This is a genomic window from Micromonospora peucetia, from assembly GCF_900091625.1.
Classification (GTDB): domain Bacteria; phylum Actinomycetota; class Actinomycetes; order Mycobacteriales; family Micromonosporaceae; genus Micromonospora; species Micromonospora peucetia.
The window spans coordinates 6,061,671-6,087,037 of record NZ_FMIC01000002.1; the positions used below are offsets into that span (position 1 = coordinate 6,061,671).

Genomic DNA, 25,367 nt, shown 5'->3' on the forward strand with positions numbered 1-25,367 from the left:
CACGGCGGACTCCGACGCGGACCCGACGCCGAGCCGCGTCGCTCGCCGCGCTCCTGGCGGCGCTGGCCGGATGCACCGCGCCCATGCCGCCCACTCCCGCGCCCCCGCCCCGGCCACCGGGGGTGGCGACGGTGCCGACCACCGACGCGACCGGCGGGGTCTGCCCGGTGCGCCGCAGTCTTCCGCCGGACCCGACGCCCCCGCGCCGGATCGTCGACAAGGGCGAACTGGTCGCGGGCGTGGACCCGTCGGACGCCACGATGAGTCACTGGGACGCCCGCAGCCAGCGGTTCGAGGGCTTCAACATCGAGCTCATGCTGGCGGTGGCCCGCGCCCTCTGGCCTGCCGACGACCCACGCGGCCGGCTCACCTTCAAGGCGGTACCGCCCGGCCAGGGCGCCTTCACCATGTTGGAGAACGGCGAGATCGACGTCGTCGCCACCTCGCTGACGGCGTCCTGCGAGCGGGCGAGGCGGGTGCTGTTCTCCAACGACTACCTCGACTCGGGCCAGACGGTGCTGGTCCGCAGGCGCACCGACGGCACGCCCGAGTTCGCGGGCATCGAGCAGCTCGGCGGCCGGCGGGTCTGCGCCGCCGCGAACACCACCTCGCTGGCGATGATCGCCGGCTACCGCACCACGGCCGGCGGGCAGCCGGTCCCGGTGCGAGCCGTCCACCCGATCGACTGCCTGGTCATGCTGCGTCAGGGCCAGGTCGACGGGGTCAGCACCGACGACAACATCCTGCTGGGCTTCGCCCGGATGGCCCCGGACACGATGCTGGTTACCGAAGCGCCCCGGCCGGACCGGCGGTCCTGCTCCTACCACCGCGACGAGAACTGCACCTGGTTCACCGACGAGCCGCACGCCTTCGCGTTCCATCTGACCGAAGGCCGGGAGCTGGTCGCGTTCGTCAACCACGTGCTGGCGCAGCCAGGTACCGCGAAGGTGTGGCAGCAGGCCCACGACCGGTGGCTCGCCGGCCACCGGGACCGGGGCATGCCGTCGCCGGAGCCGCCGACCAGGGTCTGGCCGCCCCCCGACCCCGCGCCGGGCCCCGCACGGCCGGCCGACTGATGGGCGGTGGATGAATGGCCGTTCGAGACCGCCTCGACGCCACCCTGGCCGCGCACACCTGGGTCTGCGAGCACCTGCTCGACGTGCAGCAACTGGTCACGGACGCCTTCCGGCAGCCCGACGGCCCGGCCGCGGCGCCCGCGCAGGAGGCCCGGGACCTGCTGCACCGACTCGGCTGCCTGTCGCTGGCCCTCGACCGGCTGGTGGACGACCTCGACGGCGTCGCCCGGTCGACGGGGGCCGGCGAGCAGGCCCTGGCCCGGCTGCTGGCCGACCCGTGCCAGGTCCGGTTCACCGCGGCCACTGGCGAGCCGGTGCAGGTGGAGGCCATGGCCGTCCAGGAGATCCTGGTCGCGGCCCGCGAGCACGTCGCCCGGATCCGCCGGATCGTCGAGGCGTACGGTCGGGACCGGCTGGCGGTCCGGGCGCAGCGGCTGCGTTCCTCGGTGGACCGACTCCGGCAGCTCGCGGCGGAGGCCACCGCCGAAGGGCTGGGTGACGGGACCGACCCGCTGGCGGCGCTCGCGGTCGACGGGCTGCTGGACCGGCTCGCCGCCGCCGAGACGGCGGGCCGCGGCCAGTGGTGGCGGGGGGACGTCCAGCCGGAACGGGACGACGGGTCGCTGGGGGCCGCCGTCGACCGCGCGGTCGAGCGGACCGACACCGCGCGGCGCCGGCTGCGCCGGGGTTGCCACGTGGAGCTGACCGGGCGGCTGGAGGCGTACCGGCAGAAGGCCGCCGACGAGGGCCGGGCCGAGCACCCGGAGGTCGAACGGGCCTACCGGGAGGCGCTGGCCGCGCTGCGCCCCGATGCCTTCGCCGTGCCCACCGCCAGCCGGGCGGTGCGCACCTACCAGCAGGCCGTGAACGGGGGTACGCGATGACGGCGAGCCGCGGCTGCGCGGAACGCAACTGCCCCGGCACGGTGGACCAGGACGGGTTCTGCCGGCTGTGGGGACACGAGTGTGTCGGAGCCGGCGCGGGCGGCGTCGTCGGGGCTGGCGGCGGCATCGGGGCGGGCGGCGGGGCGGGCGACGTGGGCGCGGAGCCCGGTGCCGGGGCCGGAGCGGGCCGGACGCCGGAGTTCGACCCGCGGCCGCTGCGGACGACGTCGCGGCCGTGGGAGCGACCGGCCGTGCTGCCGACCGCACGGCCCCACGACCCGCTGACGGCGGTGGTGTCGCAGGCGGTCGTCCCCGAACACTCCCGCTACTGCGCCAGGACGAGCTGCCGTCGCCGGCTGCCCCGGATCGCCGGGTTCTGCCCGGACTGCGGCACCCGGTACTCCTTCACTCCGCCGCTGGCCGACGGCGACCTGCGCGCCGGGCGATACCGGATCGAGGGTTGCCTGGGCAACGGTGGGGTCGGCTGGGTGTTCCTCGCCCGGGACGAGGACATGGACGGCGCCTGGCGGGTGTTGAAGGGGCAGCGCAACCCGGAGGACCGGGAGGCCATCGCGGCGTTCGTCGCCGAACGGCAGGCGCTGATCGCGCTGAACCACCCGAGGATCGTCACCATCACCCACGCGCTGCGGCCCGAGTCCGACCGGGACGCCGGCTACCTGGTGATGGAGTACGTGAACGGCGGCACCCTGGAGGAGGCCCGCAGCGCGGCCGGCCCCGGCGGCGGGTCCTGCGCCGTGGACGTGGCGCAGGCGCTGGGCTACGCCGTGCAGATCCTCGACGCCTTCGAGTACCTGCACGACCAGGGCTGGCTGTACTGCGACCTGAAGCCCGAGAACGTGATGCGGGTCGGCGGCCAGGGCGCCAACGACCCGATCAAGCTGGTCGACTTCGGCGCGGCCCGCCGGATCGACAACACGGTGAGCCCGGCGTGGGGCACCGTCGGTTACACCGCCCCGGAGGTGGAGCGGCTCGGGCCCGCGGGTCCGAGCGTGCGCTCGGATCTCTACACCGTCGGCCGGACCCTCGCCGCGCTGGCCCTGGTGCCCCGGTCCACCGAGGTGACCCGGATCCCGCCCGGGCAGGACCTGCTGCGGCTGCCCGTGCCCGCGCGCCTCGACCCGTTCCTGCGGCTGGTCGCCCGCGCCACCGCCACCGAACCGGACGACCGGTTCGCCGCCGCGGCCGAGATGCGCGAACAGGTCCGGGGCGTACGACGGCAGGTCAGCTCGGCGACGGACGGCGTGCCCCGGCCGACCCGGTCCACCCTGTTCAGTCCTTCCTCGTGCGCCTTCGCCCTGCACACCGACCGCGACACCCTCGACGTCGTGGAGATCATGCTCGGCCTTCCCATGCCCCTGGTCGACGGCTCCGACCCGGCCGCCGGGTTCCTCGCCTCGCTCGGCCCCGCCGACCCGGCCGAGCTCATCGAGCTGTTGCGCACCGCACCGGCGCAGACCGCACAGGTGACCTACCGCGCCGTGCGGGCCCACCTCGCCGCCGGCCGGGTGGACGAGGCGGGGCCGCTGCTCGCCGGCTTCCCCGAGGAACTGCGGGACTGGTCGCTGTGGTGGCACCGCGGCCTGGTGGCCCTGGTGGGGCGGGACGGCGCCACCGCCCGACGCCGCTTCGGACAGGTCTACGGCTGGCTGCCCGGCGAGGTGTCCACCCGGCTCGCGTACGCGGTGGCCTGCGAACTCGACGGTGACCCGCGGACGGCCGCCGACCACTACCGGGGGGTGTGGGACGCCGACCCGGGCGTGGTGGCCGCGGCGTTCGGGCTGGCCCGCTGTTTGCTGGCGACGACGGACGCGCGCAGCGCGGCGGACGCCCTGCTGAGGGTGCCGGAGTCGTCCCGTGCCTCGACGGTGGCGGTGACCTGCGCGGTGCGGATCCTGCTCGACGCGCCGGACGACGGGCACCGGCTCGACGCCGCGCTCGACGCCGCCGCGATGGTCGACAAGCTGCCCCCGTTCGGGGAACGCGAGGAGGTGGAGGCGCACATCCTGCGGATCGCGCTCGACTGCGACCTGGCCGAGGGGCGCCGCAGCGGCCGGCGGCTGTTCGGTCACCGGCTCGACGAGGACGCCCTGCGTCGCGCGTTCGAGCACCGGTGCCGGTCGCGCGCCCGGCGCACCGCCGACCGGGGCGAGCGGATCGCGCTCGTCGAGCTGGCCAACGCGTACCGGCCGGTGACGTGGTGGTGAACCCGGCCGCCGACCCCGACGGAAAGAGGTCATCCGTGTCCCCCGCCAACGATCTGCCGCTGCGGCTCAGCGTGCACCACACCGAGTGCCTCCCCGCCGACGGGGCGGTCCTCGACGTGGTCGCCACCGTCCGGGGCGAGGAACCGGCCCACGCGGACGTCCGGCACGACGGCCTCGCGGAGGTGATCCTGCTCGACTCCTCCGGTTCGATGGGGGCGCCTCAGGCCAAGATGCGCGCCGCCCGGCAGGCCACCGCCGCAGCCGTCGACGCCCTGCCCGACGGGGTCGCGTTCGCGGTGGTGTCCGGCACCGCCCTCGCCACGATGGTCTACCCGGGCGACCGGCGGCTGGCGGTCGCCGACGAGACCACCCGCGCCGCCGCCCGCAACGCGCTGCGGCACGTGGCACCGCACGGTGGCACGGCCATCGGCACGTGGCTGCTGCTGGCCCGCCGGCTGCTGGCCACCCGACCCGACGCGATCGGGCACGTCATCCTGCTCACCGACGGGCGCAACGAGTCGCAACGCCCCGCCGACCTGCGGGCGGCGGTCGACGACTGCGTGGGCCGGTTCACCGTCGACTGCCGCGCCATCGGTTCGGCGGACGGCGTGCACGACTGGGACGCGGCGGAGCTGCTGGGCATCGCGGAGGCGTTGGGCGCCAACCCCGTCGTACCGGTCGAGGATCTCACCGGGCTCACCGGCGAGTTCCGGGCGGTGCTGACCCGCGCGATGTCCCGGCGGGTCCCCGACGTCCGGCTCCGGGTGCGCACCACCGGGCTGGCCCGGGTCCGCTTCGTCAAGCAGGTGCACCCGGCGCTCGCCGACCTGAGCGGGCGCGGCGAGCCGGCCGGCGAGCTGGCCACCGACTACCCGGTCGGCGCGTGGAGCCCGCACGACCAGCGGGACTACCACGTCGCCCTGGAGGTCGACGCGATGGCGCCCGGGGCACGCCGGCGGATCGGCTGGTTGAGCGTCCACGCCGGCGCGGACACCACGCCGGTCGAGGTGCCGCTCACCGTGGAGTGGACCGAGGACGCCCTGCGCTACTCGGAGATCAACGAGAGCGTCGCGTACTACACCCGCCAGCAGGACTACGCGGCGGCGGTCCAGCGCGGGCTGGCGGCAGCCCGGGCGGGCCGGGTCGCCGAGGCGGAGGAGCACCTCGGGCGCGCGGTCGCGCTCGCCCACGCCACCGGCCGGGACGACGACGTCGCCCTGCTCACCCGCGTCGTGGACGTCCTGGACGCCGCCGGTGGCCGGGTCCGCCTCAAGCCCGACGTCGACGCCCGGCTCACGCAGTCGTCCCTGGTGCTGGCCCACCAGACGTCCCGGTGGGGGCCGCAGGAACCGCCCGCGCAGCGGGCCGCGCCGGCCGGACCGCCCGCGCCGTGGCGGCACTGCGGCGACGAGCAGACCGGCGCGTACTGCGAGGGGTGCGGCGCCCACCACCTGTCGGCGGACCGGCCCGGCGCCGGCCGGTCCTGACCGCCGATGGACCTGGACCTCTCGGACAAGGTCGCCAGCGTCGTCAGCGGCACGTTGGCGCTCGCCACCGCGGTCGTCGCCGTCCGCCGCCACACCCGGGACCGGGGCCGGCGCGGCTGGTGGACCTCGCTGCGCCCGCTCTGGCGGCGGGAGGCGGATGCCGGCATCGTCCACCCGCACCGATTCGGGGGCTACGTCAAGCCGCTGTCCGAGGTGTACGTTCCGCGCCGCGCGGTGCCGCGGCTCGCCCCGGCCGGCGACGGCGTCGACGTGGCGGACCTGCTCACCGGCGCCGGCAACATACTGCTGATCGGTGAGCCGGGCAGCGGAAAGACGGCACTCGTCCGGTACGAGAGCGCCCGGTCGGCGCGGCGGTGGCTCGCCGGGCGCGGCCGGCGCCGGCGCTCCCCGCCCGGGCCGGTGCTGGTGAGCCTGCCCGCCGCCGCCCTGGTGCGCCAGCCGCTGCCCGCCGCGCTCGCCGAGGCGTACCCGGGCGACGGCGCCCCGCTCGACGTGGAGCAGCCTCCCGCCCCCGGCCGGCGGTGGCTGGTCTGCGTCGACGCACTCGACGCCGTGGCCGACCCGGACGAGCGGGCCGTCGTCCTCAACCGCCTCGCGGAGTTGGCCCGTTCCCCCGGCCCGTCCGGCACGCCGAGGCCGTGGCGGGTCCTGGTGACCACCCGGCACCTGGCCGAGGACGAGTTGGCCGTGCTGAGCGACGGCTACCCGGCGTACCACCTGGCGCACTTCACCGACGCCGACGTGGCGCTGCTGGCGGCCCGCTGGTTCCCGGACGGTGCCACCGCCCGCGGGTTCCTGGACTGGACCCACGCCCAGCGCATCACCGACCCGGTGCACAACCCGCTCACCGCCACCATCGCCGTGCTGGTCTGGGAGAGCGGGCAGGCGGGCGCGGCCCCGCAGCCCGGCCCGGCCGCCCTGCTCGACGAGTTCGTCCGCGCCCTGCTGCGCGGCGGCCGGGACAGCCTCGACGCCGCCTGCGAGGCGCTGCGTCGCCGCCCGCCGGACGGCGGGGCGGTCGCCGACTGGCTCTCCACCCGGCACACCGACCTCGTCGAGGTGGCGGCGACGGCCGCCGTCGCCGGCGGCGACCCGGTGGCGGCGGTCGTCGACTGGTCGGCGGCCCACGCCCCCGCTCCCCCGGCGGCCGTGCTGCCCGACTGGTCCGCGCGCGTACGGCAGGTGCTGCTCGCCACCGACCTCTTCCGGGCCGACCGGCACGCCCTGGCATCGGTCTGGCCCAGCCTGGTGGAATACCTGGCAGCCGGGCCGCTCGCCCGCGACTGGCGGCCCGACGAGTGGGTGACGCTGATGAACACCAGCTCGGCGCGGTTCGTCGCGTTGCAGGCGATCAGCCGGGCCGCCGTCGCACCGGCCTTCCTGCGGGCCCGGCTGGCCGAGCCGGACGGGGCGATCGCCGCCGGCCACCTGCTCGCCGGACGGAGCACGGCCGGGGCCGGCACGCCGTCGTTCCGGGCGGACGTCCTGGCGGCGCTGCTCACCCACTGGTCCGCGGGGCAGGACGCTCCGGCCGGCCGGGACGCCGCGCGGGAGTGCTTCTCGCTGTTGACGACCCTGGCGGCGGACCGGGCCGACCGGGACCTGCTGCACGAGATCGCCACGGATCCGCGGCGGCCGGGAGACGTCCGCCGGGCCGCCGCGCTCTTCTTCGCCGTACGCACCCGCACCGCCCACCGCACCCGGGCGCGGCGATGACCGCCATGGATGCCGGCAGTCACACCGGATGGCCCCGACCTGATCACGGGAGGGTGTTGGATCGGTCGTGGTGGCCGGTTCCGACGGTTACCTCAGGCGGTACGCGCCGCCAATTCCGCCACCGGCAACGGACATAGGTAGGTGGCCGACATTGCGGCCAACCTCCAATGTTCTTCGTTCGACCGCTTCGTCTCACAGGCCCACTTCGCGATCGTCACCGGGACATCCGGGAATTGGCCCGGGAGCGCTGTTCCGAGCAGGATTTTCCGAACCACGCCGACCGGCTGACGCTCGCCCGACGGTGGAGCGACTCATGGCGTGGCGGACGGATCCGGAAGGAGGCTGCGGACCGCCGGTTTCGCGGCACCACATGGCAGCGCCCGTGCCATCCGAGCGCGGGCGCCGCCACGTGACTCGGCCCGACGAAGCGGCGGGCTCGGCAGAGATTCGCCTACGCCGCCAGCCGCGGGCCGACGATGGTCCAGCGCAGGCCGGCGGGATCGCGCAGCGCCACCTGGTGCGACGGGTCCGCCGGCGGCTCGACGCGGGCACCGGCGGCCACCGCCCGCCGCAGCACCGACTCCGGGTCGGCCCGCTCGATGGTCAACACATCGTCCCGGCCTTCGGCCGCGGCCGGCGCCCCCGCCTCGTGCCACTCGCTCACGGTCAGGCGGTGGCTGCCGACGGCCAGTTCCGCGTGCAGCACGCGGCCGTCGAGCAGGCACTCCCGTTCGATCGCGACGGCGTCGAAGACGTCGATGTAGAAGGCGATCGCCTCGGCCGTGTCGATGACCGTGAGGTGGGGCCGCCCAGGGAGGTGATCCTGTGCCCTCATGAGACCGGTGCCGCCCTTCCGCTACTCGGCGATCCGGGTTCGACCGGTCCAGCGGAAGACCACCGGAAGGTCGATCGGCTCCGGGGAGGAACCCCGTTCGAAGTGCTCGTACCCGCCGTAGTGCAGGATCTTGATCTTTTCCTCCGCGCGCGCCACCCGGTGACTGCGCAGGTCGGTCGGCAGATCGACCGGGCCGCCCTCCAGGACGACGTCGATGATGCCGACGGCGTCCCGGGTGACCGGGTCAGCTTGCGAAACGTCATTCATGGCAGGACCTCCGTCGCATTCCGCACACCTCGGACGAGCCCGCCGCGTGGCGGCGGAAGCGTCCGCACAGGCCTGACGACACCCGTTGCCGGGGGGAACGGACGCTTCGGTCGAACGTCCTTGTCCGGTGACCGGCCGCCCGTTCTGCTTTCGAACGTAATCCAGGTCACACTGGACCAACACCCTTAGCACACCCCTAGGTACCGGCTCTGGGCAGCGACGATGTCCCCGCGCCGACGGGCGTCGGCGCGGGGGGCAGGCTCACTCCCAGCGGAAGAACCGGGTGGCCGCCACGGAGCCGACCACGGCCGTCACGGCCAGGGCGATCAGTTGCGGCAGCTCCGGGTTGGCACCCGCCCATGCCGCACCGAGCGTGTCCACCGTGGCACCCAGCGGCGAGTAGTCGGCGATGAAGGCCACAGCGGTCGGCATCCGGTCGCGGGGCAACCAGGCGCCAGCCAGGAAGAGCAGCGGGAAGAACAGCGCGGGGCCGATCGACTGTGCCGCCCGGGCGGACGGCGCCAGCGCCGCGATCAGCAGCCCGACGGCGAAGAGGCAGGCCACCCCGAGCAGGAAGGCCAGCACGAACCCGGGAACGTTGGCCGGTGCCGGCTGATCCAGCAGGAACCGTACGGCGACCGCGGTGACCACCGCGCCGAGGACGCCCATCACGAGGTTCACCACGACCTGGGCCACCAGCAGGAGGGCGGGCTGCACCGGGGTGGTCGCCAGGCGGCGCAGTACCTGCCGTTCCCGGTAGATGCCCAGTGCCATCGGCAGGGTGAAGAGCGCGAGCATCCCGATCGTCAGGGCCAGCGCGAGGGACGGCAGGAAGGTCTGCTCGGCGTGCTGCCCGGTGTCGGCGGCCGTACCGGCGCGCTGCGGCAACCCGAAGACGAGCATCAGGCCGATCGGCAGGGCGAAGACGAAGAACAGCGACACCGGCTCCCGCAGGAACAGCTTCATCTCGATGGTGATCAGCTTGGACAGTGCGCTCACGACGACCTCCCGGCGGCCGGGGACTGCGGGGCGGTCCGGCCCGAACGGCCGGTGAGTGCGACGAACGCGTCGTCGAGGCTGGGCTGCTCGACCCGGAGCGCGGTGTAGCTGATCCCGCTTCCGTTGAGCGCGGACAGGACCGACTGGAGCACGTCCTTCGTGCCGGTCACCGTCACCTCCTCGCCGGCGCGGGACACCCCTGTCACGTCGGGCAGCCCGAGCAGCAGCGCGTCCTCGACGGGTTCGGCGGGACGGAAGTGCACCCGGTGCTCGGTGCCGACCCGGGTGAGCAGGCCGGCCGGGCTGTCGATGGCCACCACCCGCCCCTGGTCGATGATCGCGAGCCGGTCGCAGAGGCGTTGCGCCTCCTCCATGAAGTGGGTGACCAGCACGACGGTGACGCCCCGGTCGCGGATCCGCTCGACCAGGTCCCAGGTGTCCCGGCGACCCTGCGGGTCGAGACCGGTGGTCAACTCGTCGAGGATGGCGACCTCCGGCATCCCGACCAGCGCCAGGGCCACCGACAACCGCTGCTTCTGCCCGCCGGAGAGCTTCTGGAAGTAGGTGTTGCGCTGCTCGGCCAGCCCGAGGTCGGCCAGCAACTCGTCGATGTCGGCACGGTTGCGGTAGAAGGACCGGTAGAGGTCCAACGCCTCCCACACCCGTACCTTGTCCGGCAGTTGGCTCTCCTGGAGCTGGGCGCCGACGCGCTGTCGCACCTCGGTGCGGTCGCGGATCGGGTCCAGGCCGAGCACCCGGATGGTGCCGCCGTCGGCACGACGCAGCCCCTGCACACACTCGACGGTGGTCGTCTTGCCGGCCCCGTTCGGGCCGAGCACGCCGAAGATCTCGCCCTGTTCGACGGTGAAGGAGACGTCCTCGACCGCGACCTTCTCGCCGTATCGTTTCTGCAGATGATCGACTTCGATGACCGGCATTGGGCGTGGTCCTCCTTCACGTGCGGGTTGCCGTCGGGAAGGGCGGGACCCCTCGGCTGATCGCGGCGTCGGCTTGCGGGAACGGGCCGGTACCGGCCGGCACCGGCCGACCGACGCCCGACATCATCCGGCCAACCGATGCGCGAATCAACTGATCAGCTGACGAATCGGGGGTATCGAACCGGAAAACGACACGGGACAGGGGTGTCGACCGGCAGCACACCGCACAGACAGGGGTGTTGGCCGGTTACCGCAGGTGTCCGTCGATGCGAGCGGTCAGCGGCGGGCCGGACAGAACGGCAGCAGCTCGTCCAGCCGGGTCAGGACGACGTCCGGGCCGGCGGCGCGCAGGGTCTCCTCGTCGGACTCGCCCCACAACGCGGCAACCGCGACCACGCCGGCCGCCCGCGCGCTGGCCAGGTCGCTGGGCGCGTCGCCGATCATCAGCGCCTCTGCCGGCCGGGCCCCGAGCAGCCGCACCGCCCGTCGCACGATGTCCGGGGCGGGCTTCGGCCGGGGCACCTCGTCCGAGCCCACCACGTGGTCGACGAGCGGCAGCAGGTCGAGCCGGCCGAGCAGGTCCCGGGCGCGCACCCCGCTGCGGCCGGTGGCCACCGCCAGCCCGATCCCCCGTCGGCGCAGGGTGCCGAGCAGCTCCGGCACCCCGTCGACCGGGGTCACCCGGTGTGCGAGGCGGTTGCTCTCCCGGACGAACGGCTCGGCCAACGCCGCCGGCAGGCCCATCAGCTCCAACACCTCCGGCAGGTACCGGCCCGGATGGCGACAGTACTCATCGACCGGGGCGACGCCGTCGCCCACCACCTCGGCGTACGCGAGAGCGAACGCCTCCCTGGCCACGGCGAGGCTGTCGACCAGCACCCCGTCGAGGTCGAGCACCACGGCCCGGACACCGCCGGACAACCGCACCCGGCCCGTCGCCTCCCCGACCACCGACGCCACCTCCCGCCTGTCCGGCCCGACCCGCGCCGGCCGGTAGGGGTGGCAGGTCGGGGTGGCAGGTCGGGAGCCGCCCGACTAGGTTCAGAACCGTCGTCCCGGGCCCGCCGTCGTGACGCACCCCGCCCACCTGGATCCACCGCCGCCCCACCGACCCTACCGTCGCCCCGGGGCGCCCGGTGCCGTGGTACGCCCGGGTCGGCTCGGCCCGGGTCCGAGCCTGGAGAAGGGTCGCACCATGCCGCTGCTGAGCTGGCTCTCGAATGGCACCGACGAGCGTCCGGAAGCGATCCGGGTCGACGACCGGGCGGTGTCCTGGGTGGAGCTGCGTCGCCTGGCCGCGGCGGTGGCGGACGAACTGCACGGCGTGGACCGGGTGGCGATCGAGGCCACCGCGACCCTGGAGACGGTGGTCGGGGTGGTCGGCGCGCTGACCGCCGGAGCGGCCGTCGTGCCGGTGCCGCCGGACGCCGGGCCGATGGAGCGCGACCACATCCTGCGTGACTCGGGGTCGACGGCGCTGCTGGTCCCGACCGGCGCGGAGCGCACCGCCGAGATCCCGGGGCGGGCCGTCGTGCCGATCGACCTGACCCGGCGGTCGGACACCACCCACCCCGAGCCGGACCCGGCCCGCACCGCGTTGATCCTCTATACCAGCGGCACCACCGGCGCCCCGAAGGGCGCGGTGATCTCCCGCCGAGCGGTCGCCGCCTGCCTGGACGGGCTCGCCGACGCCTGGGCCTGGACGCCGGACGACCTGCTGGTGCACGGCCTGCCGCTGTTCCACGTGCACGGGCTGGTGCTCGGTGTGCTCGGGCCGCTGCGGCTGGGCAGCCGGCTGCACCACGTGGGCCGACCGCGTCCCGAGCGGTACGCGGCCGCCAACGGATCGGTGTACTTCGGCGTGCCGACGGTGTGGTCCCGGATCGCCGCCGACCCGGACGCCGCGCGGGCGCTGCGCCCGGCCAGGCTCCTCGTCTCGGGCAGCGCGGCGCTTCCGGCGACGGTCTTCGCGGACCTCGCCACGCTCACCGGCCACCGGCCCGTCGAGCGGTACGGGATGACCGAGACCCTGATCACGGTGAGCGCCCGGGTGGACGGTCCCCGCCGGCCGGGCACCGTCGGGCTGCCACTGCCGGAGGTGCGGACGCGGCTGGTCGACGAGAACGGCGCCACGCTCCCGGCCGACGGGGCGGCGATGGGCGAGCTCCAGGTCAGCGGTCCCACGATGTTCGACGGGTATCTCAACCGTCCGGACGCCGACGCGGCGAGCCGCACCCCGGACGGCTGGTTCCGCACCGGGGACGTCGCCACCGTCGACCCGGACGGCTGGCACCGGATCGTCGGCCGGGCGTCCACCGACCTGATCAAGAGCGGCGGCTACCGGATCGGCGCGGGCGAGGTGGAGGACGCACTGCTGGCGCACCCCGGCGTCCGGGAGGCCGCCGTGGTGGGGACCCCGCACCCCGACCTCGGCCAGCAGGTCACCGCGTACGTGGTGGGCGACGGGGTGGACGGGTCGGAGCTGATCGACTACGTGGCCCGGCACCTGTCGGCGCACAAGCGGCCACGAGAGGTCCGCCTGGTCGACGCGCTGCCCCGCAACGCCCTCGGCAAGGTGCAGAAGACCAGGCTGACGGCGGACTGAGGCTGGATACGGCGGGGTCCCCCGGCATCAGCGCCCACCACACCGGCGCCCGCCGGCCGGCCCGTGGCCGGGTCGACTCGCCGGTGCGGTCGTTCAGCCGGTGGCCGCCGGGATGCTGATCGCGGTGGCCACCAGTCCCCGCTCGACCAGGAACCTGCCGGCGAAGGCCGTCACCGCGGCCCCGCCGAGCACCGGGCCGGGCACCAGCAGTTGAGCCTCGAACGTCCCGGCCGGATCGATCACGATGTCCGCCTCGGAGAAGTCCAGCCACCGGCCGGTGAGCGGGAACCACGCCTTGTACACCGACTCCTTGGCACTGAACAGCAGGCGGTCCCAGCAGATCGAGGGGTGGGCGGCGCTCAGCGTGGCGGTGCGCGTCCGCTCGGCCGGCAGGGCGATCGCGTCCAGCACCCCGTCGGGCAGCGGCGCGTGCGGCTCAGCGTCCACGCCGAGGGTGGCGAACGCCGTCGTACGGCCGAGGACCGCGGCCCGGTAACCCTCGCAGTGCGTCATGCTGCCGACCACACCGCCCGGCCAGACCGGGGCACCACGTGCGCCGGAGACGATCGGCACCGGGGCGAGACCCAGCTCGCCGAGGGCCAGGCGGGCACAGTGCCGCACGGTGGTGAACTCCCGGCGACGCTTCTCCACCGACCGAGCCACGAGCGCCTCTTCCTCGGGGAACAGGGTCAGGCCGGCGGGGTCGGTGAAGGACTCGGCTATCGCCACGGCGGGGGGCAGGATCTGCTCGATCACGTTCGCCGATGCTAGGCGCTGTGGCGACCTTCGCCGCCCCGACCCTGGCGGTACTGTGCACCATAGGGGTCGGGTACGGGTGCCGGGCCGCGCGGGCGGCTGCCAGTCTGGGGGCGCCCCGATCCCATGGGCGGGGCACGCGGATTGGTCGGATGGATGCGGGAAAGCGATGCTGACTGGCAAGGTGGTGCGGTTCGACGAGGTGCGGGGCTACGGGTTCATCGCCCCGGACGACGGCAGCGACGACGTGTTCGTGCACGCGAACATGTTGGACGGTGACAAGTGGGTGCTGGCACCCGGTGTCCCGGTGGAGTACGACGCGGTGGAGACCGACCGCGGCCCCAAAGCCGTGCTGGTCCGGGTGATCGGCGTTGCCGCGGGAGCGGAGCGGCACGGGACGGCTGGGGCCGCACCAACCCGGGGTGGCGTGGCGGTCGCCGGTGGGCGGAGTCGGGACAGCGCACAGACCACGGGCGGGGCGGAGGACGAGGAGGGCCTGTGCGACGTGCTCTCCGAGCGGTCCTTCTGCACGGAGACCACCGAGGCGCTGGTGACCTCCGTGCCGGACCTGACCGGGGCACAGATCGTGGCGGTTCGCGCCCGGATGCTGGACCTGGCCCGACGGCACGGCTGGGTGGAAGGCTGACCGCGCCGACCCTCGGTGGGGCAGCCGCGCACTCCCCGGCCGGTTCAACCGGCGGCGACCAGCAGTGACTTCCTGATCCGGCCCAGCGCGCTGCGGGGCAACTCGTCGACGAAGTGCACCCGCCGGGGACGGTGACTCGCCGAGAGGTACCGCCCGACGTGGTCGATGAGCGTCTGCGCGGTCGCCCCCGTCTCGGCGACGACGTATGCGGTGACCTGCTCGCCGAGCGTGTGGTGCGGCGTCCCGACGACTGCGGCGTCCCGGACCCCGGGGTGACTCAGCAGCGCCTCCTCGACCTGCCCGGTGTGCACCCACCGGCCCTGGCTGCGCACCACGTCGAGCCCTCGCCGCCCGATGATCCGGTGGGAGCCGTCCGCGGCGACGGTGGCCAGGTCACCGGTGGCGTACCAGGACCCGGCGGCGCTCTGCCCGCCCTCGACGTAGCCGCTGAACAGCGTCGGTCCACAGACGCTCAACTCGCCGACCGACTCGCCGTCGGCCGGGACCGGCCGGGCCTCGCGGTCCAGCACCCGGGTCCTGATGCCGGGCAGGGGGGTGCCGACGGCGCCGGCGACCGTGGGGTCGTCGGCCCGCCGGGTCAGCGCGATGAGGGTCTCGGTCGTGCCGTAGGCCTGGATCGGTGAGTGCGAGGTGAGCAGCCGGAGACGTTCGGCCACGGCGGGGGCCAGTGGGGCGTCCGCGGAGATCAGGATCCGCGCCGCGGACAGCGACCGGGCCCAGGGGCGGTTCAACGCGATCTGCGCCCACTGCGCGGGCAGCGCCAGGTACATGGTGCCGATCGGCCCGCCGACGGCCTTCCGGTCGAGGTGGACGAAGCGGCTGCCGACCCGCAGCGCGCCGAGCAGACCGACAACCAGGCCGTACGCCCGGAACAGCGGAGTGCCCTGGACCACGACGTCATCCCGGCTCCACCGCCACGCGTCGGCCAGCAGGTCGAGGTCGGCGGCAATGGCGCGACGCGAGATGCGCACGCCGCGCGGTGGTCCGCCGGCGCCGCCGGTGTAGAGGATGACCGCGTCGGTGCCCGGCGCCGGCTCGGGATGATGCGCCGAGGAGCGCTGGCGCAGGTCGACCGGGACCATGGGCAGCCGGTGGGCGCCGGCCAGGTTCCGGCCGAGAAAGACCGTCGCCCCGGACTGCCGCAGGATGCGGATCCGCTCGCACTCGCGGGCGTCGGGGGGCAGTGGTACGAGCGGGACGCCCGCGTGGACGGCGCCAAGCATTCCGACCACCGTCTCCAGGGTCGGTGTGCCGTCGACCGCGACCGCGACCGCACCCCTGATCCGGTCGGCGACCGCGGTGACGCAGCCGACCAGGGCCTCGCTGGAGAGCGCGCCGCCGGCCACCGTGACCGCATCGGCGCGGTCTGCAGCCGCTCCCCGCAGCGCCGGCAGCAGTGTCATCTCCGCTATCCCCGGCGGAGGGCGTCGACGAGTCGCGGCAGCTGGAACATCACGACGCCACAGAACCCTTCAGTTCATGGGGTCCGCACGGACCCTTATCCGGCTGTCCCGACGTGGAATCGGGTGCCCCGAAATTAGGCTGCGCTATCGTCCGGCACAACCCCTAGCCACCCGGCCCGGGTCCCCTGCCGATAGCCGACAGTCCAGGGAGGACACGATTTCGCTCCGCTTTCGGTGAAGACCTTCTCGGCCGCCCTTTTCCTGGGCAGCCACCATCGAGAGAACGCAGTTCCACCCGAACGGCGAACAATGGATCCGAACTCCGCGATCGAGTTATCGGTCAATATGGAAGGATCGACGGGATATCTGTATCGACCGCGCTTTTCTTACGCGCCTTCGGTCGATCGGTCAGCGGTGTCGGCGGCCACCAACAGACGCCTGGGGCGCATAGTTCATTTTTAACAACATAATCGCTTAATTTCCCCAAAGGTCCGAATCGGAGGGCATCGGCCACACCCGATACGGGCCCCGACCCCCACGCCAACCTCGGCAGCCCGCAGTAACACTTCGGGTACGCGACGTATTGCTCCACGACAAAGAGAGAATCTCTCGCAATTGTCGTCGGGCGGCCCGGGCTCGGGCCCCTCCGAAGTCGAACGGACCGGCAGGCCGGACGCCCGACCATCACCCTCCCGCGCGCCACGGCCCGGCGCCCCGGTCCAGGGCGGCACGCCGGGACGCACACCCCCGCCCGCCCGACAGCACCGAGCTGAGCAGCGCGTACGCGGACACCTCGAGGGTCGCCCCGGATCCGGCGACCCGCCCCTTGGGGAACCACCGACAGGGGCTGCCTCGGCGCGCGGGGGCCGACCGGGCCGGGCCCCCGCCGCGGCGGGGCTGGAACACGGACCGGACACCCGGCAACGCAACACCGCTCCAACCAATCGCCGCGCGACCAAAAGGCGGGATCAACGGGCCGCGAGGGCGCCTTTGTCACGTTACGGGATCGTCCGGCGACTTTCTGCTGCCAACCGCGCGTCGATGGCCTGGCCGAGCCCGCAGCGGTGCCCGGGACGATGTTTGCCTATCCTTTACAAACATCGGCTTGCCGCCCAATTGCCGAACTGCCATACTCCTCACCATCACGGCGGTCGATAGGGGAAACCGACCCGGGGAGGCTGGAGAATTATCGCCGACGCCGGCAGGGTGGCGACCCGGAGTTACCAGCCGGTCAAGTCGGTCGATGGCTCGACAGCCCTCGTTCGATGCTTATCAATATTTACCAATAATGGAATGGGTCGAGAGTTGCCGGTCTCCGATTTCGTCGAGCTCCAGGGCTGCGCAGAGCGGGTGGCGTGTCCGGTGACCGCGGACCGCACGCTCCTCCGGAGGCCACGTCGATGGAGCTGACCGAGCGGTCGTGCCAGCTCAGCCTGCTGGAAGGCCGGCTCGCGGACCTGTTCCGGACCGGCGCCTCCCCCACCCCCACCAGCCGGACGATGGCCGTGCTGACCGGTCCGGTCGGCTCCGGCAAGACCACGCTGTTGCAGGCCTTCGCCCGGCGGGCCTGCGAATCCGGGGCGCGCTTCCTCGGCGCGAGCGCCTCCCGCGCCGAGCGCACCGTCCCGCTGGAGGTCATCCGCCAACTGCTCCGGATGGCGCCGTTGAGCGGGGCCGGCAACCCGGACACCTGGGCCCGCCTCGGACGACTTCTGGACGCGGGCGCCCTGACCTGGGCCGACACCGACGACACGGACCACGAGGAAACGGCCCGGGCCACCGCCGCGATCGGCGCAGCCCTGCTTGAGATGACCACGCAGGGGCCGCTGGTCATCGCGGTCGACGACGTCCACCACGTCGACGTGCCGTCGCTGCGTTGTCTCGACTACCTGGCCCGACGCATCTCCGGCCTACCCGTGCTGATCGTCCTCACCGAGGCACCTCGGACCAGCCCGTGGCGTCCGGATGTCCACGCCGAACTGCTGCAGCCCGCGAGGCTGCACCGCATCCGGCTCCCCCTGCTCACCGCCGAGGGGACCTTCCAACTGCTCGCCCGGCGACTCGGTGTCCCCGTCGCGCGGACCATCGCCGAGGAGAGCCACCGGATCACCGGCGGCAATCCACTGCTGGTACAGGCACTCGCCGAGGACCAGGCCGCCGCGCCCCGGCCCGCCGACCACCCGGTGGCCGGAGAGTCGTTCCGGGAGGCCGTGCTTAGCTGCCTGTACCGCTGCGACCACCTGGTGCTCAATGCCGCCCGGGTGCTCGCCGTGACCGGCGAGCCGCTGCACGGCAACCTGCTGTCCCACCTCGTCGACGTCCGGTCACGGGCCACCCTGGGCGCGATCGACGGAGCGACCAGCGCCGGGCTGCTCAACGAGCAGGGGCTGCGCCATCCGACGGTGAGACAGGCCGTGATCGACGGGATGACCGCCGAGGAACGCGCACGGCTGCACCTGGAGGCGGCCTGCCTGCTGCACGAGGACGGCACGCCACCGGCCCGGATCGCGCCACATCTGGTCGGGATCGACGAGCTGGCTGAGCCCTGGATGGCGCAGACCCTGCTGGACGCCGGCGAGCAGGCGTTGCTCGACGGGGAGGTGGAGACCGCCCTGCGGTATCTACGCCGCGCGAACCGGGGCTGCGCCGGCGAGTGCCTGCGGGCGCGGATCCGTTCCGCGCTGGCGCGCGCCGAGTGGCGGCTCGACCCGCAGGCCGCGATCCCCCACCTGATCGGCGTCGTCACCGCGATCCGCGCCGGGCACCTGGGCAGCCAGCAGGCCGCCGGTCCCATCCAGTACCTGCTCTGGCACGGTGAGGTCGACAAGGCCGTCGAGCTCGTCAACCACCTGAGCGAACGGGCGGACCGCACCGATCCACGGTCTGCGGCCGACCAACTCGTCACCACGGGCTGGATGGCCACCTTCTACCCCGGGGTGATGGTCGACCGCCCCGCGCCCGCCGCGGCCGCCCGGGACCCACTCACCCTGGCCAGGGTCAAGCGCGGGCTCGCGGGGGCCACCCTGCTGTCCGCCGTGCTCGTGCGCGGTGACGCCACCGCCGTCGAGCAGGCCGAGCGGGCGCTGTCGACCATCGGGCTGGACGACGAACCGAACATGTGGAACGCCATCTGCGCCCTCATCGCCATGATCTACGCCGACCGGCTGGACCTGGCCGACGACTGGTGCGACCGGCTCGGCCGCAACGCCGCCACCCCGCGCCACCCCACCCCGGCGGCGACGCTCGCTGCCCTCCGGGCGGCCGTCACCGGTCGGCTCGGCGACCTGCCCCGCGCCGAGAAGCTGGCCGACGAGGCGCTGAGCCAGCTCTCGCCGAAGGGCTGGGGAGTGGTGATCGGGATACCGCTCGCCGTCCGGATGCGGGCCCTCACCTTCATGGACGAACTCGACGCGGCGGCGGCCTGCCTCCAGGTGCCGGTGCCACCGGCGATGTTCGAAACCCCGATCGGGCTGCACTACCTGCACGCCCGCGGGGTACACGCCCTCGCTGCGGGAAACCCGGAGGCCGCGCTGGCCGACTTCCAGCTCTGCGGACAGCTGATGAACCGCTGGCGGCTTGATTTCTCGGGCCTCGTCCCTTGGCGAACCGAGTCGGCCCGGTCGCTGCTCCGGATGGGTCGTCGCCAGCAGGCCGGCAAGTTGGTCCGCGACGAACTGGCCCGGCTGCGGCCCGTCCACGTCCGGCACCGGGCCGCCGCCCTGCGGGTCCTGGCCGCGACCGAGGACGGACCAGACCGGATCCCGCACCTGCGCAGCGCCGTCCGGCTGCTGCGACAGTGCGGCGACCGGATGGAACTGGCGCACAACCTGACCGACCTCGGGCACGCCTATCAGCAGGCCGGCGACCGGCAACAGGCCCGCGTCACGACCCGGGCCGCCCGGGCGCTCGCCGAGGAGTGTGGCATCCCGGTGCTGCGGCCCAGCGTCTCCACCGCCAGACGTGGTGACGCCGAGGGCCGCCCCGACACGACGGTCGTGATCCACGGGCTCAACGACGCGGAGTGCAGGGTGGCCACCCTGGCCGCCCAGGGCCACACCAACCGCGAGATCGCCGAGAGGCTCTTCCTCACGGTCAGTGCCATCGAGCAGCGGTTGACCCGGATCTACCGGAAGCTGGACGTCAACTCGCGCGGCGAACTGGCCGCCCGACTGCGGCTGAACCGAGCCGGCGCGACTGTTCTGGACCCGCCGTTGCGGGGCCCGGACGGCCCCGGGCCCCGACCGCGCTGACCGTCTGCTCGGCCCCCGCCTCGGCCCGCTCGTTGCCAGCCCTTCCGCCAGCCAGGCCGCCCGTCGCCGGCCGTTCACCCCGGCTTCCGCCGGCCTTCGTCTCTGGGCACCGCCTACGCCTCCGCCGGTAGCTACCGGCCTCTCCGCCGCACGTCGGGGTCTAAGTACCCGGCCGGGCGCCACCCGACTTTTGCCTCCCCGACCGTTGCCGGGCGTTCGCCTTCGGCCACGTTCCGTGCCCACGGGCATGTCGTGGGAACCACGGTGTGGCACCATCAGGTTGCGCACCCGACACCTACCGCTCATCGTGTTGCCAGCACCCCAACCAGGCCGCCCCCGACACCCCTTATCGCGATTCGCGCAACCCCTATCAGCGGAACCGATCCGCAGGTTTGTGCGCGAAACGATGGGGTCTCGCGCCCGTTGTCGCACCACCATGCCGGTGCCAGACTCGCCTGAACATGTGGACCGTACGGCGAGAAGCCCGGTCCGCCGAAGAATTTCCAGTCTCCACCCGGCACGGCGGCCCGGTGCGCTCCACCCCTACCCGGTAGACGCGGGTGGATGGACGGCTGTCCGGCAGGGCGGGCGGTGTCGGCAACACCGGAGTCCCGGTTCCGCACCGCGTACGAGAAGGGCACACGCTGGTGCTGGTGCTGGTGCAGCAAGAGGAACAGACGACCCGTCTCCAGCACGCATTTCGAGCGTGTGAGGAGCAACAGCGCGGACACGTCGCGCTGGTCACCGGCGCTGTCGGGAGCGGCAAGACGAGCCTGCTGGAGTCCTTCAGCGAGTGGGCGGCAGCCACTGGCGGGCAGGTGATGAGCGCCGCCGGCTCCAGGGCGGAACGCGGGCTTCACCTGGGGGTGATCGGGCAACTGTTCCACAGTGCCCGGTTCTCGCCGGAGGCTGCGGCGCGGGCCGAGAAGCTGATCCGCGACGCCGCCGTCGCCGTACCCCTGCCCGAGCCCGGCGGTGAGGCGGCCGAGGGCGACCGGGCCTGGGCCCCTCTGCTGCACGGCCTCTTCGCCACCCTGCTCGACCTGACCGGCACCGGGCCCCTGGTCCTCGCCGTCGACGACGTGCACCACGCCGACCCGGCCTCGCTGCACTGTCTTCTCTATGTGACCCGCAGGTTGCGTCACGCCCGGATCATGGTCGTGCTCGCCGAGGCGTCGACGCTGCGCCCGCCGCATCCGCTGTTCCGGGCCGAGCTGCTCAGCCAGCCGCACTTCGCCCGGATCGCCCTGCCGCCGCTGACCGTCGACGCCATCACCCGGCTGGTCGGCGGCGAGGCCGACGCCGCCGACGCCCGGGAGACGGCGGAACGCTGCGTGCACATGACCGGTGGCAACCCGCTGCTCACCCGGGCACTGATCGAGGAACGGGCCAGCGGCGAGGTGAGCGACGACTCCGGCCCCGCAGTCGGTGACGCGTTCGACCAGGCCGTGCTCGGTTGCCTCTACCGGCACGAGCCGGGGGTACGCCGGGTCGCCCAGGCACTGGCGGTACTCAACCGGCCCGCGCCGACCGAACTGCTCGGTCACCTCCTCGACGTGGTGCCCGAGTCCACGGTCCCGGCGGTAAGGGTGCTCCGCACCTCGGGTCTGATGGAGTCCGACCAGCTGCGCCACCCGCGCATCCTGCGCTCGATCCTGGGCGACATGTCGCCCGACGAACGGCGGAGCCTGCACCGGCGGGCCGCCGAGGTGCTGCACGACCACGGCGCCGAGCCGGGCATCGTGGCCGAGCATCTGGTGTCCGCCGGCTGGGCGGACGATCCCTGGGTGGTGCCGGTGCTCCAGGACGCCGCCGGGCACGCGTTGGCGGCGGGCCGGCCCGACCTGGCCGCTGCCTGTCTGCGCCTGGTCAACCGCGCGCCGGTGGACGAGCAGCAACGGACCGCCACCACCGAGATGCTGGTGAACGCTCGCTGGCAGGTCAACCCGCTGACCGTGAACGGGCAGCTGACCGAGCTGGTCGAGACGGCGCGGGCCGGCGGGCGGTCCACCGACGCGGGCCTGTCCGCCGTGCCGTACCTGCTCTGGCAGGGACGGGTGGCCGAGGCCACCGAGGCGGTCAGCGCCTTCCCCACCGACGAGGAGTCCGGCCCGGCCGGACCGGCCGGTCGCCTGCGGATGATGCAGCTGCTGATCTCCCTCTCCCACCCGGACCACCTGGCCACCGTTCGGGAGACCCCGAGCACCTGGAGCCGGGCGGCGAACGCGCCGACCACGATCAGCCCGTTGCTCCAGGCGGTGACGGTGCTCGGCACCGCGCTGACGCCGGCCGCGGAGAACGACACCGTGGCAACCGCCGAGCAGCTCCTTCAGCGCCACCACACCGACGACGGCACGTTGGGCCTGCTGACCGCTCCCCTGCTGGCGCTGCTCTGGGCGGGCCGGTCCGACCGGGCCGCCGTCTGGGGGGAGGTGCTGCTCGGCCGGCCGGCCGCCCAGCACGCCCCGATGTGGCGGGCCGTCATCCGGGCGGTCCGGGCGGAGGCGGCGTTGCGCATCGGCGACCTGCCGGGCGCCGAGCACCACGCCCGGGCGGCCCTGGCGGACATGCCCGCCCCTGCCTGGGGAGTGGCCGTCGCCGGCCCGCTCGCCACGTTGATCGCATGTGCGACCGAGACGGGCCGGTTGGCCGAGGCCGACCGGTGGCTTGCTCACCCGGTCCCGTCCGGCATGTTCCGCACCCCACTGGGCCTGCACTACCTGGCCGCCCGGGCCCGACACCACCTGGCCGTGCGGCGGCCCCACGCCGCCACCACCGACCTGCGGCGGTGCGGCGAACTGATGCGCACCTGGGGCATCGACGCGGCCGGGCTGGTGCCGTGGCGGCTGGAGCTGGCCCGGGTACAGCTCAGCGTCGGCAGCAAGGCGCAGGCCACGCAGCTTCTCCAGGAGCAGTTGCGGGTGCCGCACGGGGTCGACGACCGGACCCGGGGCCGGACGCTGCGGCTGCTCGCCACCACCGCCGCCCAGGACCACCGGCGCAAGCTGCTCTCCGAGGCGGTCAACCTGCTCCAGTCCAGCGGCGACCGGCTGGAACTCGTCCGGGCCCTCGGCGACACCGGTCAGACGCTGCAACGGGCCGGTGACTCCGCCCGGGCCAGACTGCTCGTCCGCCGGGCATACCAGCTCGCCCAGGACTGTGGGGCGTCGGTGCTGGCCCAACGGCTGATCCGACGGGAGCCGGGCAACGGGCTACCGGCGTACCCGGTCACCGCCGAGTTGCAGGAGCCGGACGACGGGCTGAGCGACGCCGAACGTCGGGTGGCCGCGCTGGCCGCCCAGGGACACACCAACCGGCAGATCTCCAGCAAGCTCTTCATCACCGTGAGCACCGTCGAGCAGCACCTGACCCGGGTCTACCGCAAGCTCGACGTGAAGCGGCGGACGGACCTGCCGTCCCGACTCGTCGCGTACGCCGAGGCACTGGCCGACGAGAGCCAGGGCGCCGCGTCCTGACGCGTGCCCGAGAGGGCGCGGTGTCCACCCACCGCGCCCCTTCGGCGCGTACGACAGCGGAAGCTCAGCCGACGGCCAGCCCGGCAGTGCGGTGGGCCGCCGTCTCGTCGCGGTGCCGCAGCACGAGGTCGGCGGCGGCGGTGACCCCGCCGGCCTGCCGCATCCGCCGGCTCCACAGCTCCGCCCGCGCCCGGAACGAGTCGTCGTCCAACAGTCGCCTGAGCTTGGCGAGGATGTCCTCGGCGCGCGGCGAGTCGACATGCTCGACGGTCAGCGCCACCCCGCTGTCGACCGCGCGCACCGCGCCGTCGGGGCAGTCCAGCCAGAACGGCATCACCAGCTGTGGTAGGGCGAAGTGGACGGCCTCGTGGATGGCGTTGGCGGCGCCGTGGTTGAAGACGACCCGCACGTGCGGGTGGGCCAGCACCCGAAGCTGCGAGGGCATCCACGCCTCCACCCGCAGGTTGCCCGGCAACCGCTCAGCCGGCGGAAGGAGGTGCTGCTGACGCGCGGGCAGCTTCCACAGCACGGCGTGTTCGGGCCCGAGCCGGTCGGCGACCTCGACGATCGCCTCCACCTGCCCCTGCGACGGTCGCATGATGGTGCCGAACCCGATGTAGACCACCGATGGATGGTCGTCGAGCCAGCGGGTCAGCTCGTCGTTTCCGTCGACCGGCGGCAGCTCCCGGGGCACCACCGGACCGAGCATCCGCAGCTTCGCCGGGGCGGTCGCGAACGGATACTCGAAGCCGAAGACCGTGTACGCCATGAGCGCCGCGGCGGACTCGACGTAGCCCGCCGGGCGCATCTCCGGGTTGCGGATGCCGGCCGCCTTGCGGGTGGCGACGGCGGCGAGGCTTCGCCGCAGCCGCTCCGGCTCCGTCAACGCGCGCACCAGCCGGTTACGGAAGCTGGCGTTGGCCGCCTGCTGCCGGGGCGTCATCCGCGCCGGCAGCCCGGAGAACGAGACGGGGTAGCGGGGCGGCAACTGCTGCTGGAGGAAATTGGACGGCGGCAGCGAGATGCTGACCACGAAGGGCAACTGCCGGGTCTGCGCCGCGTCCATCGCCCAACTGGTGAGGCTGTCCACCACGGCCACCGCTGGCCCGACCTCGTCGATGATCTCGAGGCAGCGCCGGTAGAGCTGACCCATGTGGTCGTAGTCGGTACTGACGTCGAGGTAGCGGGCGAAGGCGTTCGCCCGGTCGCCGGTGGTCAGCAGCCGGTACGTCGCGTCGTCCCAGGTCTCCGGCGACGACTGCGGGCGGGGCGGGCCGAGCGAGACGAACGAGACCTCGCCGGGGCCACGCAGCCCCTCGACGTCGCCCCGGCGGTCCTCGGTCGAGGCGAACCAGACGTTGCCGATGCCCCGAGCCTTCAACTCGCCCACGATGCTGAGCAGCGGGTTGAACATCCCCGCGCTGCTGTAGGCGACGACCAGCACCGCCCGGCCGTGGTCCTCTCCGGTCATGACCAATGTCCCCGCCACTCCTTCCCGCCTGTTCGGCGCCCCGCGCCGTCCCACCGTGGAGTACGCCCCCGCTGGCGGGCTGTTCGTGAAGCCGTTCAGTTGGGCGGTGAGGTCGACCATCGGGATATGTCGGTGAAAGGTTCAGCGCGGCTCATGGTGAACAGGTCGTCACGTCGGGACGCCCGGAACCATCAGCCACCGCTACCTATACACATTGCCACGGACCGCATGACAATGCCCGTCGAAGAGGCTGGCTTTTTACCGATTTTTTTGGATGAAGTGACTCAGTAC

General features: G+C 73.6%; 17 protein-coding genes. 9 read left to right on the forward strand and 8 right to left on the reverse strand.

Annotated elements, in window-relative coordinates:
- The first annotated feature begins 131 nt into the window (after nucleotides 1-131).
- From GA0070608_RS32870 to GA0070608_RS27375, 5 genes are read left to right on the forward strand one after another with little or no spacing between them, the layout of a single operon-like run.
- Nucleotides 132-1,076: a transporter substrate-binding domain-containing protein gene (locus GA0070608_RS32870; protein ID WP_218107595.1), complete on the forward strand. Its 945-nt coding sequence runs from the start codon at nucleotides 132-134 to the stop codon at nucleotides 1,074-1,076.
- A 14-nt stretch (nucleotides 1,077-1,090) separates the two neighbouring features.
- The gene (locus GA0070608_RS27360; protein ID WP_091631528.1) at nucleotides 1,091-1,960 is read left to right on the forward strand and encodes a hypothetical protein; all 870 of its coding nucleotides are present in this window, start codon (nucleotides 1,091-1,093) and stop codon (nucleotides 1,958-1,960) included.
- Entirely contained in the window at nucleotides 1,957-4,185 is a 2,229-nt protein-coding gene (locus tag GA0070608_RS27365) for a serine/threonine-protein kinase (protein WP_091631530.1), read from the forward strand. Before GA0070608_RS27360 ends, GA0070608_RS27365 begins: the two co-directional genes overlap by 4 nt.
- A 35-nt stretch (nucleotides 4,186-4,220) precedes the next feature.
- Nucleotides 4,221-5,672: a VWA domain-containing protein gene (locus tag GA0070608_RS27370; protein ID WP_141719559.1), complete on the forward strand. Its 1,452-nt coding sequence runs from the start codon at nucleotides 4,221-4,223 to the stop codon at nucleotides 5,670-5,672.
- 6 nt (nucleotides 5,673-5,678) lie between these two features.
- Nucleotides 5,679-7,409 carry an ATP-binding protein gene (locus GA0070608_RS27375; RefSeq protein ID WP_091631534.1) on the forward strand — a complete coding sequence of 577 codons (1,731 nt, stop codon included), beginning with the start codon at nucleotides 5,679-5,681 and terminating at the stop codon, nucleotides 7,407-7,409.
- Between the two features lie 451 nt (nucleotides 7,410-7,860).
- Here GA0070608_RS27375 and GA0070608_RS27380 read toward each other — a convergent pair whose 3' ends face one another.
- The 5 genes from GA0070608_RS27380 to GA0070608_RS27400 form a co-directional block, all read right to left on the reverse strand.
- Nucleotides 7,861-8,244 carry a VOC family protein gene (locus GA0070608_RS27380; protein ID WP_091631536.1) on the reverse strand — a complete coding sequence of 128 codons (384 nt, stop codon included), beginning with the start codon at nucleotides 8,242-8,244 and terminating at the stop codon, nucleotides 7,861-7,863.
- Nucleotides 8,245-8,265: 21 nt separating this feature from the next.
- Nucleotides 8,266-8,511, reverse strand: a complete 246-nt coding sequence (locus GA0070608_RS27385; protein ID WP_091631538.1) for a DUF5988 family protein — start codon at nucleotides 8,509-8,511, stop codon at nucleotides 8,266-8,268.
- A 261-nt stretch (nucleotides 8,512-8,772) separates the two neighbouring features.
- Nucleotides 8,773-9,510 carry an ABC transporter permease gene (locus tag GA0070608_RS27390; RefSeq protein WP_091631541.1) on the reverse strand — a complete coding sequence of 246 codons (738 nt, stop codon included), beginning with the start codon at nucleotides 9,508-9,510 and terminating at the stop codon, nucleotides 8,773-8,775.
- Entirely contained in the window at nucleotides 9,507-10,448 is a 942-nt protein-coding gene (locus tag GA0070608_RS27395; RefSeq protein ID WP_091631542.1) for an ABC transporter ATP-binding protein, read from the reverse strand. Before GA0070608_RS27395 ends, GA0070608_RS27390 begins: the two co-directional genes overlap by 4 nt.
- Nucleotides 10,449-10,724: 276 nt before the next feature.
- Nucleotides 10,725-11,399, reverse strand: coding sequence for an HAD-IA family hydrolase (locus GA0070608_RS27400; RefSeq protein WP_218107596.1), 675 nt, complete (start codon nucleotides 11,397-11,399; stop codon nucleotides 10,725-10,727).
- A gap of 244 nt (nucleotides 11,400-11,643) precedes the next feature.
- On the opposite strand from GA0070608_RS27400, the gene GA0070608_RS27405 reads away from it, so the two are divergent.
- A complete protein-coding gene (locus GA0070608_RS27405) occupies nucleotides 11,644-13,053 on the forward strand; it encodes an acyl-CoA synthetase (protein ID WP_091631543.1) in 1,410 nt (469 codons plus the stop codon).
- A 93-nt stretch (nucleotides 13,054-13,146) separates the two neighbouring features.
- On the opposite strand, the gene GA0070608_RS27410 is transcribed toward GA0070608_RS27405, so the two are convergent.
- Complete coding sequence (locus tag GA0070608_RS27410) at nucleotides 13,147-13,809, reverse strand: 4'-phosphopantetheinyl transferase family protein (RefSeq protein ID WP_091631545.1); 663 nt, start codon at nucleotides 13,807-13,809, stop codon at nucleotides 13,147-13,149.
- Between the two features lie 169 nt (nucleotides 13,810-13,978).
- Between GA0070608_RS27410 and GA0070608_RS27415 the strand changes: the two genes are divergently transcribed.
- Entirely contained in the window at nucleotides 13,979-14,455 is a 477-nt protein-coding gene (locus GA0070608_RS27415) for a cold-shock protein (RefSeq protein WP_091631547.1), read from the forward strand.
- A 44-nt stretch (nucleotides 14,456-14,499) separates the two neighbouring features.
- Here the strand turns inward: GA0070608_RS27415 and GA0070608_RS27420 are convergent, their stop codons facing one another.
- Nucleotides 14,500-15,879, reverse strand: coding sequence for an AMP-binding protein (locus GA0070608_RS27420; protein WP_091631549.1), 1,380 nt, complete (start codon nucleotides 15,877-15,879; stop codon nucleotides 14,500-14,502).
- 1,400 nt (nucleotides 15,880-17,279) lie between these two features.
- Here GA0070608_RS27420 and GA0070608_RS27425 point away from each other — a divergent pair.
- Together GA0070608_RS27425 and GA0070608_RS27430 are read left to right on the forward strand one after the other, a co-directional pair.
- Nucleotides 17,280-20,129 carry an AAA family ATPase gene (locus GA0070608_RS27425; RefSeq protein ID WP_091631551.1) on the forward strand — a complete coding sequence of 950 codons (2,850 nt, stop codon included), beginning with the start codon at nucleotides 17,280-17,282 and terminating at the stop codon, nucleotides 20,127-20,129.
- A 653-nt stretch (nucleotides 20,130-20,782) separates the two neighbouring features.
- On the forward strand, nucleotides 20,783-23,605 hold the full coding sequence (locus GA0070608_RS27430; RefSeq protein WP_091636311.1) for a helix-turn-helix transcriptional regulator: 2,823 nt from the start codon (nucleotides 20,783-20,785) through the stop codon (nucleotides 23,603-23,605).
- Nucleotides 23,606-23,669: 64 nt separating this feature from the next.
- Here the strand turns inward: GA0070608_RS27430 and GA0070608_RS27435 are convergent, their stop codons facing one another.
- Complete coding sequence (locus tag GA0070608_RS27435; RefSeq protein ID WP_176733860.1) at nucleotides 23,670-25,076, reverse strand: glycosyltransferase; 1,407 nt, start codon at nucleotides 25,074-25,076, stop codon at nucleotides 23,670-23,672.
- Nucleotides 25,077-25,367 lie beyond the last annotated feature (291 nt).

What these genes read in the sequence shown, in the direction of transcription:
- GA0070608_RS27360 (WP_091631528.1), top strand. Translation starts at nt 1,091, where the DNA reads ATGGCCGTTCGAGACCGCCTCGACGCCACCCTGGCCGCGCACACCTGG.
- GA0070608_RS27365 (WP_091631530.1), top strand. Translation starts at nt 1,957, where the DNA reads ATGACGGCGAGCCGCGGCTGCGCGGAACGCAACTGCCCCGGCACGGTG.
- GA0070608_RS27375 (WP_091631534.1), top strand. Translation starts at nt 5,679, where the DNA reads ATGGACCTGGACCTCTCGGACAAGGTCGCCAGCGTCGTCAGCGGCACG.
- GA0070608_RS27380 (WP_091631536.1), bottom strand. Translation starts at nt 8,244, where the DNA reads ATGAGGGCACAGGATCACCTCCCTGGGCGGCCCCACCTCACGGTCATC.
- GA0070608_RS27385 (WP_091631538.1), bottom strand. Translation starts at nt 8,511, where the DNA reads ATGAATGACGTTTCGCAAGCTGACCCGGTCACCCGGGACGCCGTCGGC.
- GA0070608_RS27395 (WP_091631542.1), bottom strand. Translation starts at nt 10,448, where the DNA reads ATGCCGGTCATCGAAGTCGATCATCTGCAGAAACGATACGGCGAGAAG.
- GA0070608_RS27405 (WP_091631543.1), top strand. Translation starts at nt 11,644, where the DNA reads ATGCCGCTGCTGAGCTGGCTCTCGAATGGCACCGACGAGCGTCCGGAA.
- GA0070608_RS27415 (WP_091631547.1), top strand. Translation starts at nt 13,979, where the DNA reads ATGCTGACTGGCAAGGTGGTGCGGTTCGACGAGGTGCGGGGCTACGGG.
- GA0070608_RS27420 (WP_091631549.1), bottom strand. Translation starts at nt 15,879, where the DNA reads ATGACACTGCTGCCGGCGCTGCGGGGAGCGGCTGCAGACCGCGCCGAT.
- GA0070608_RS27425 (WP_091631551.1), top strand. Translation starts at nt 17,280, where the DNA reads ATGGAGCTGACCGAGCGGTCGTGCCAGCTCAGCCTGCTGGAAGGCCGG.
- GA0070608_RS27435 (WP_176733860.1), bottom strand. Translation starts at nt 25,076, where the DNA reads ATGACCGGAGAGGACCACGGCCGGGCGGTGCTGGTCGTCGCCTACAGC.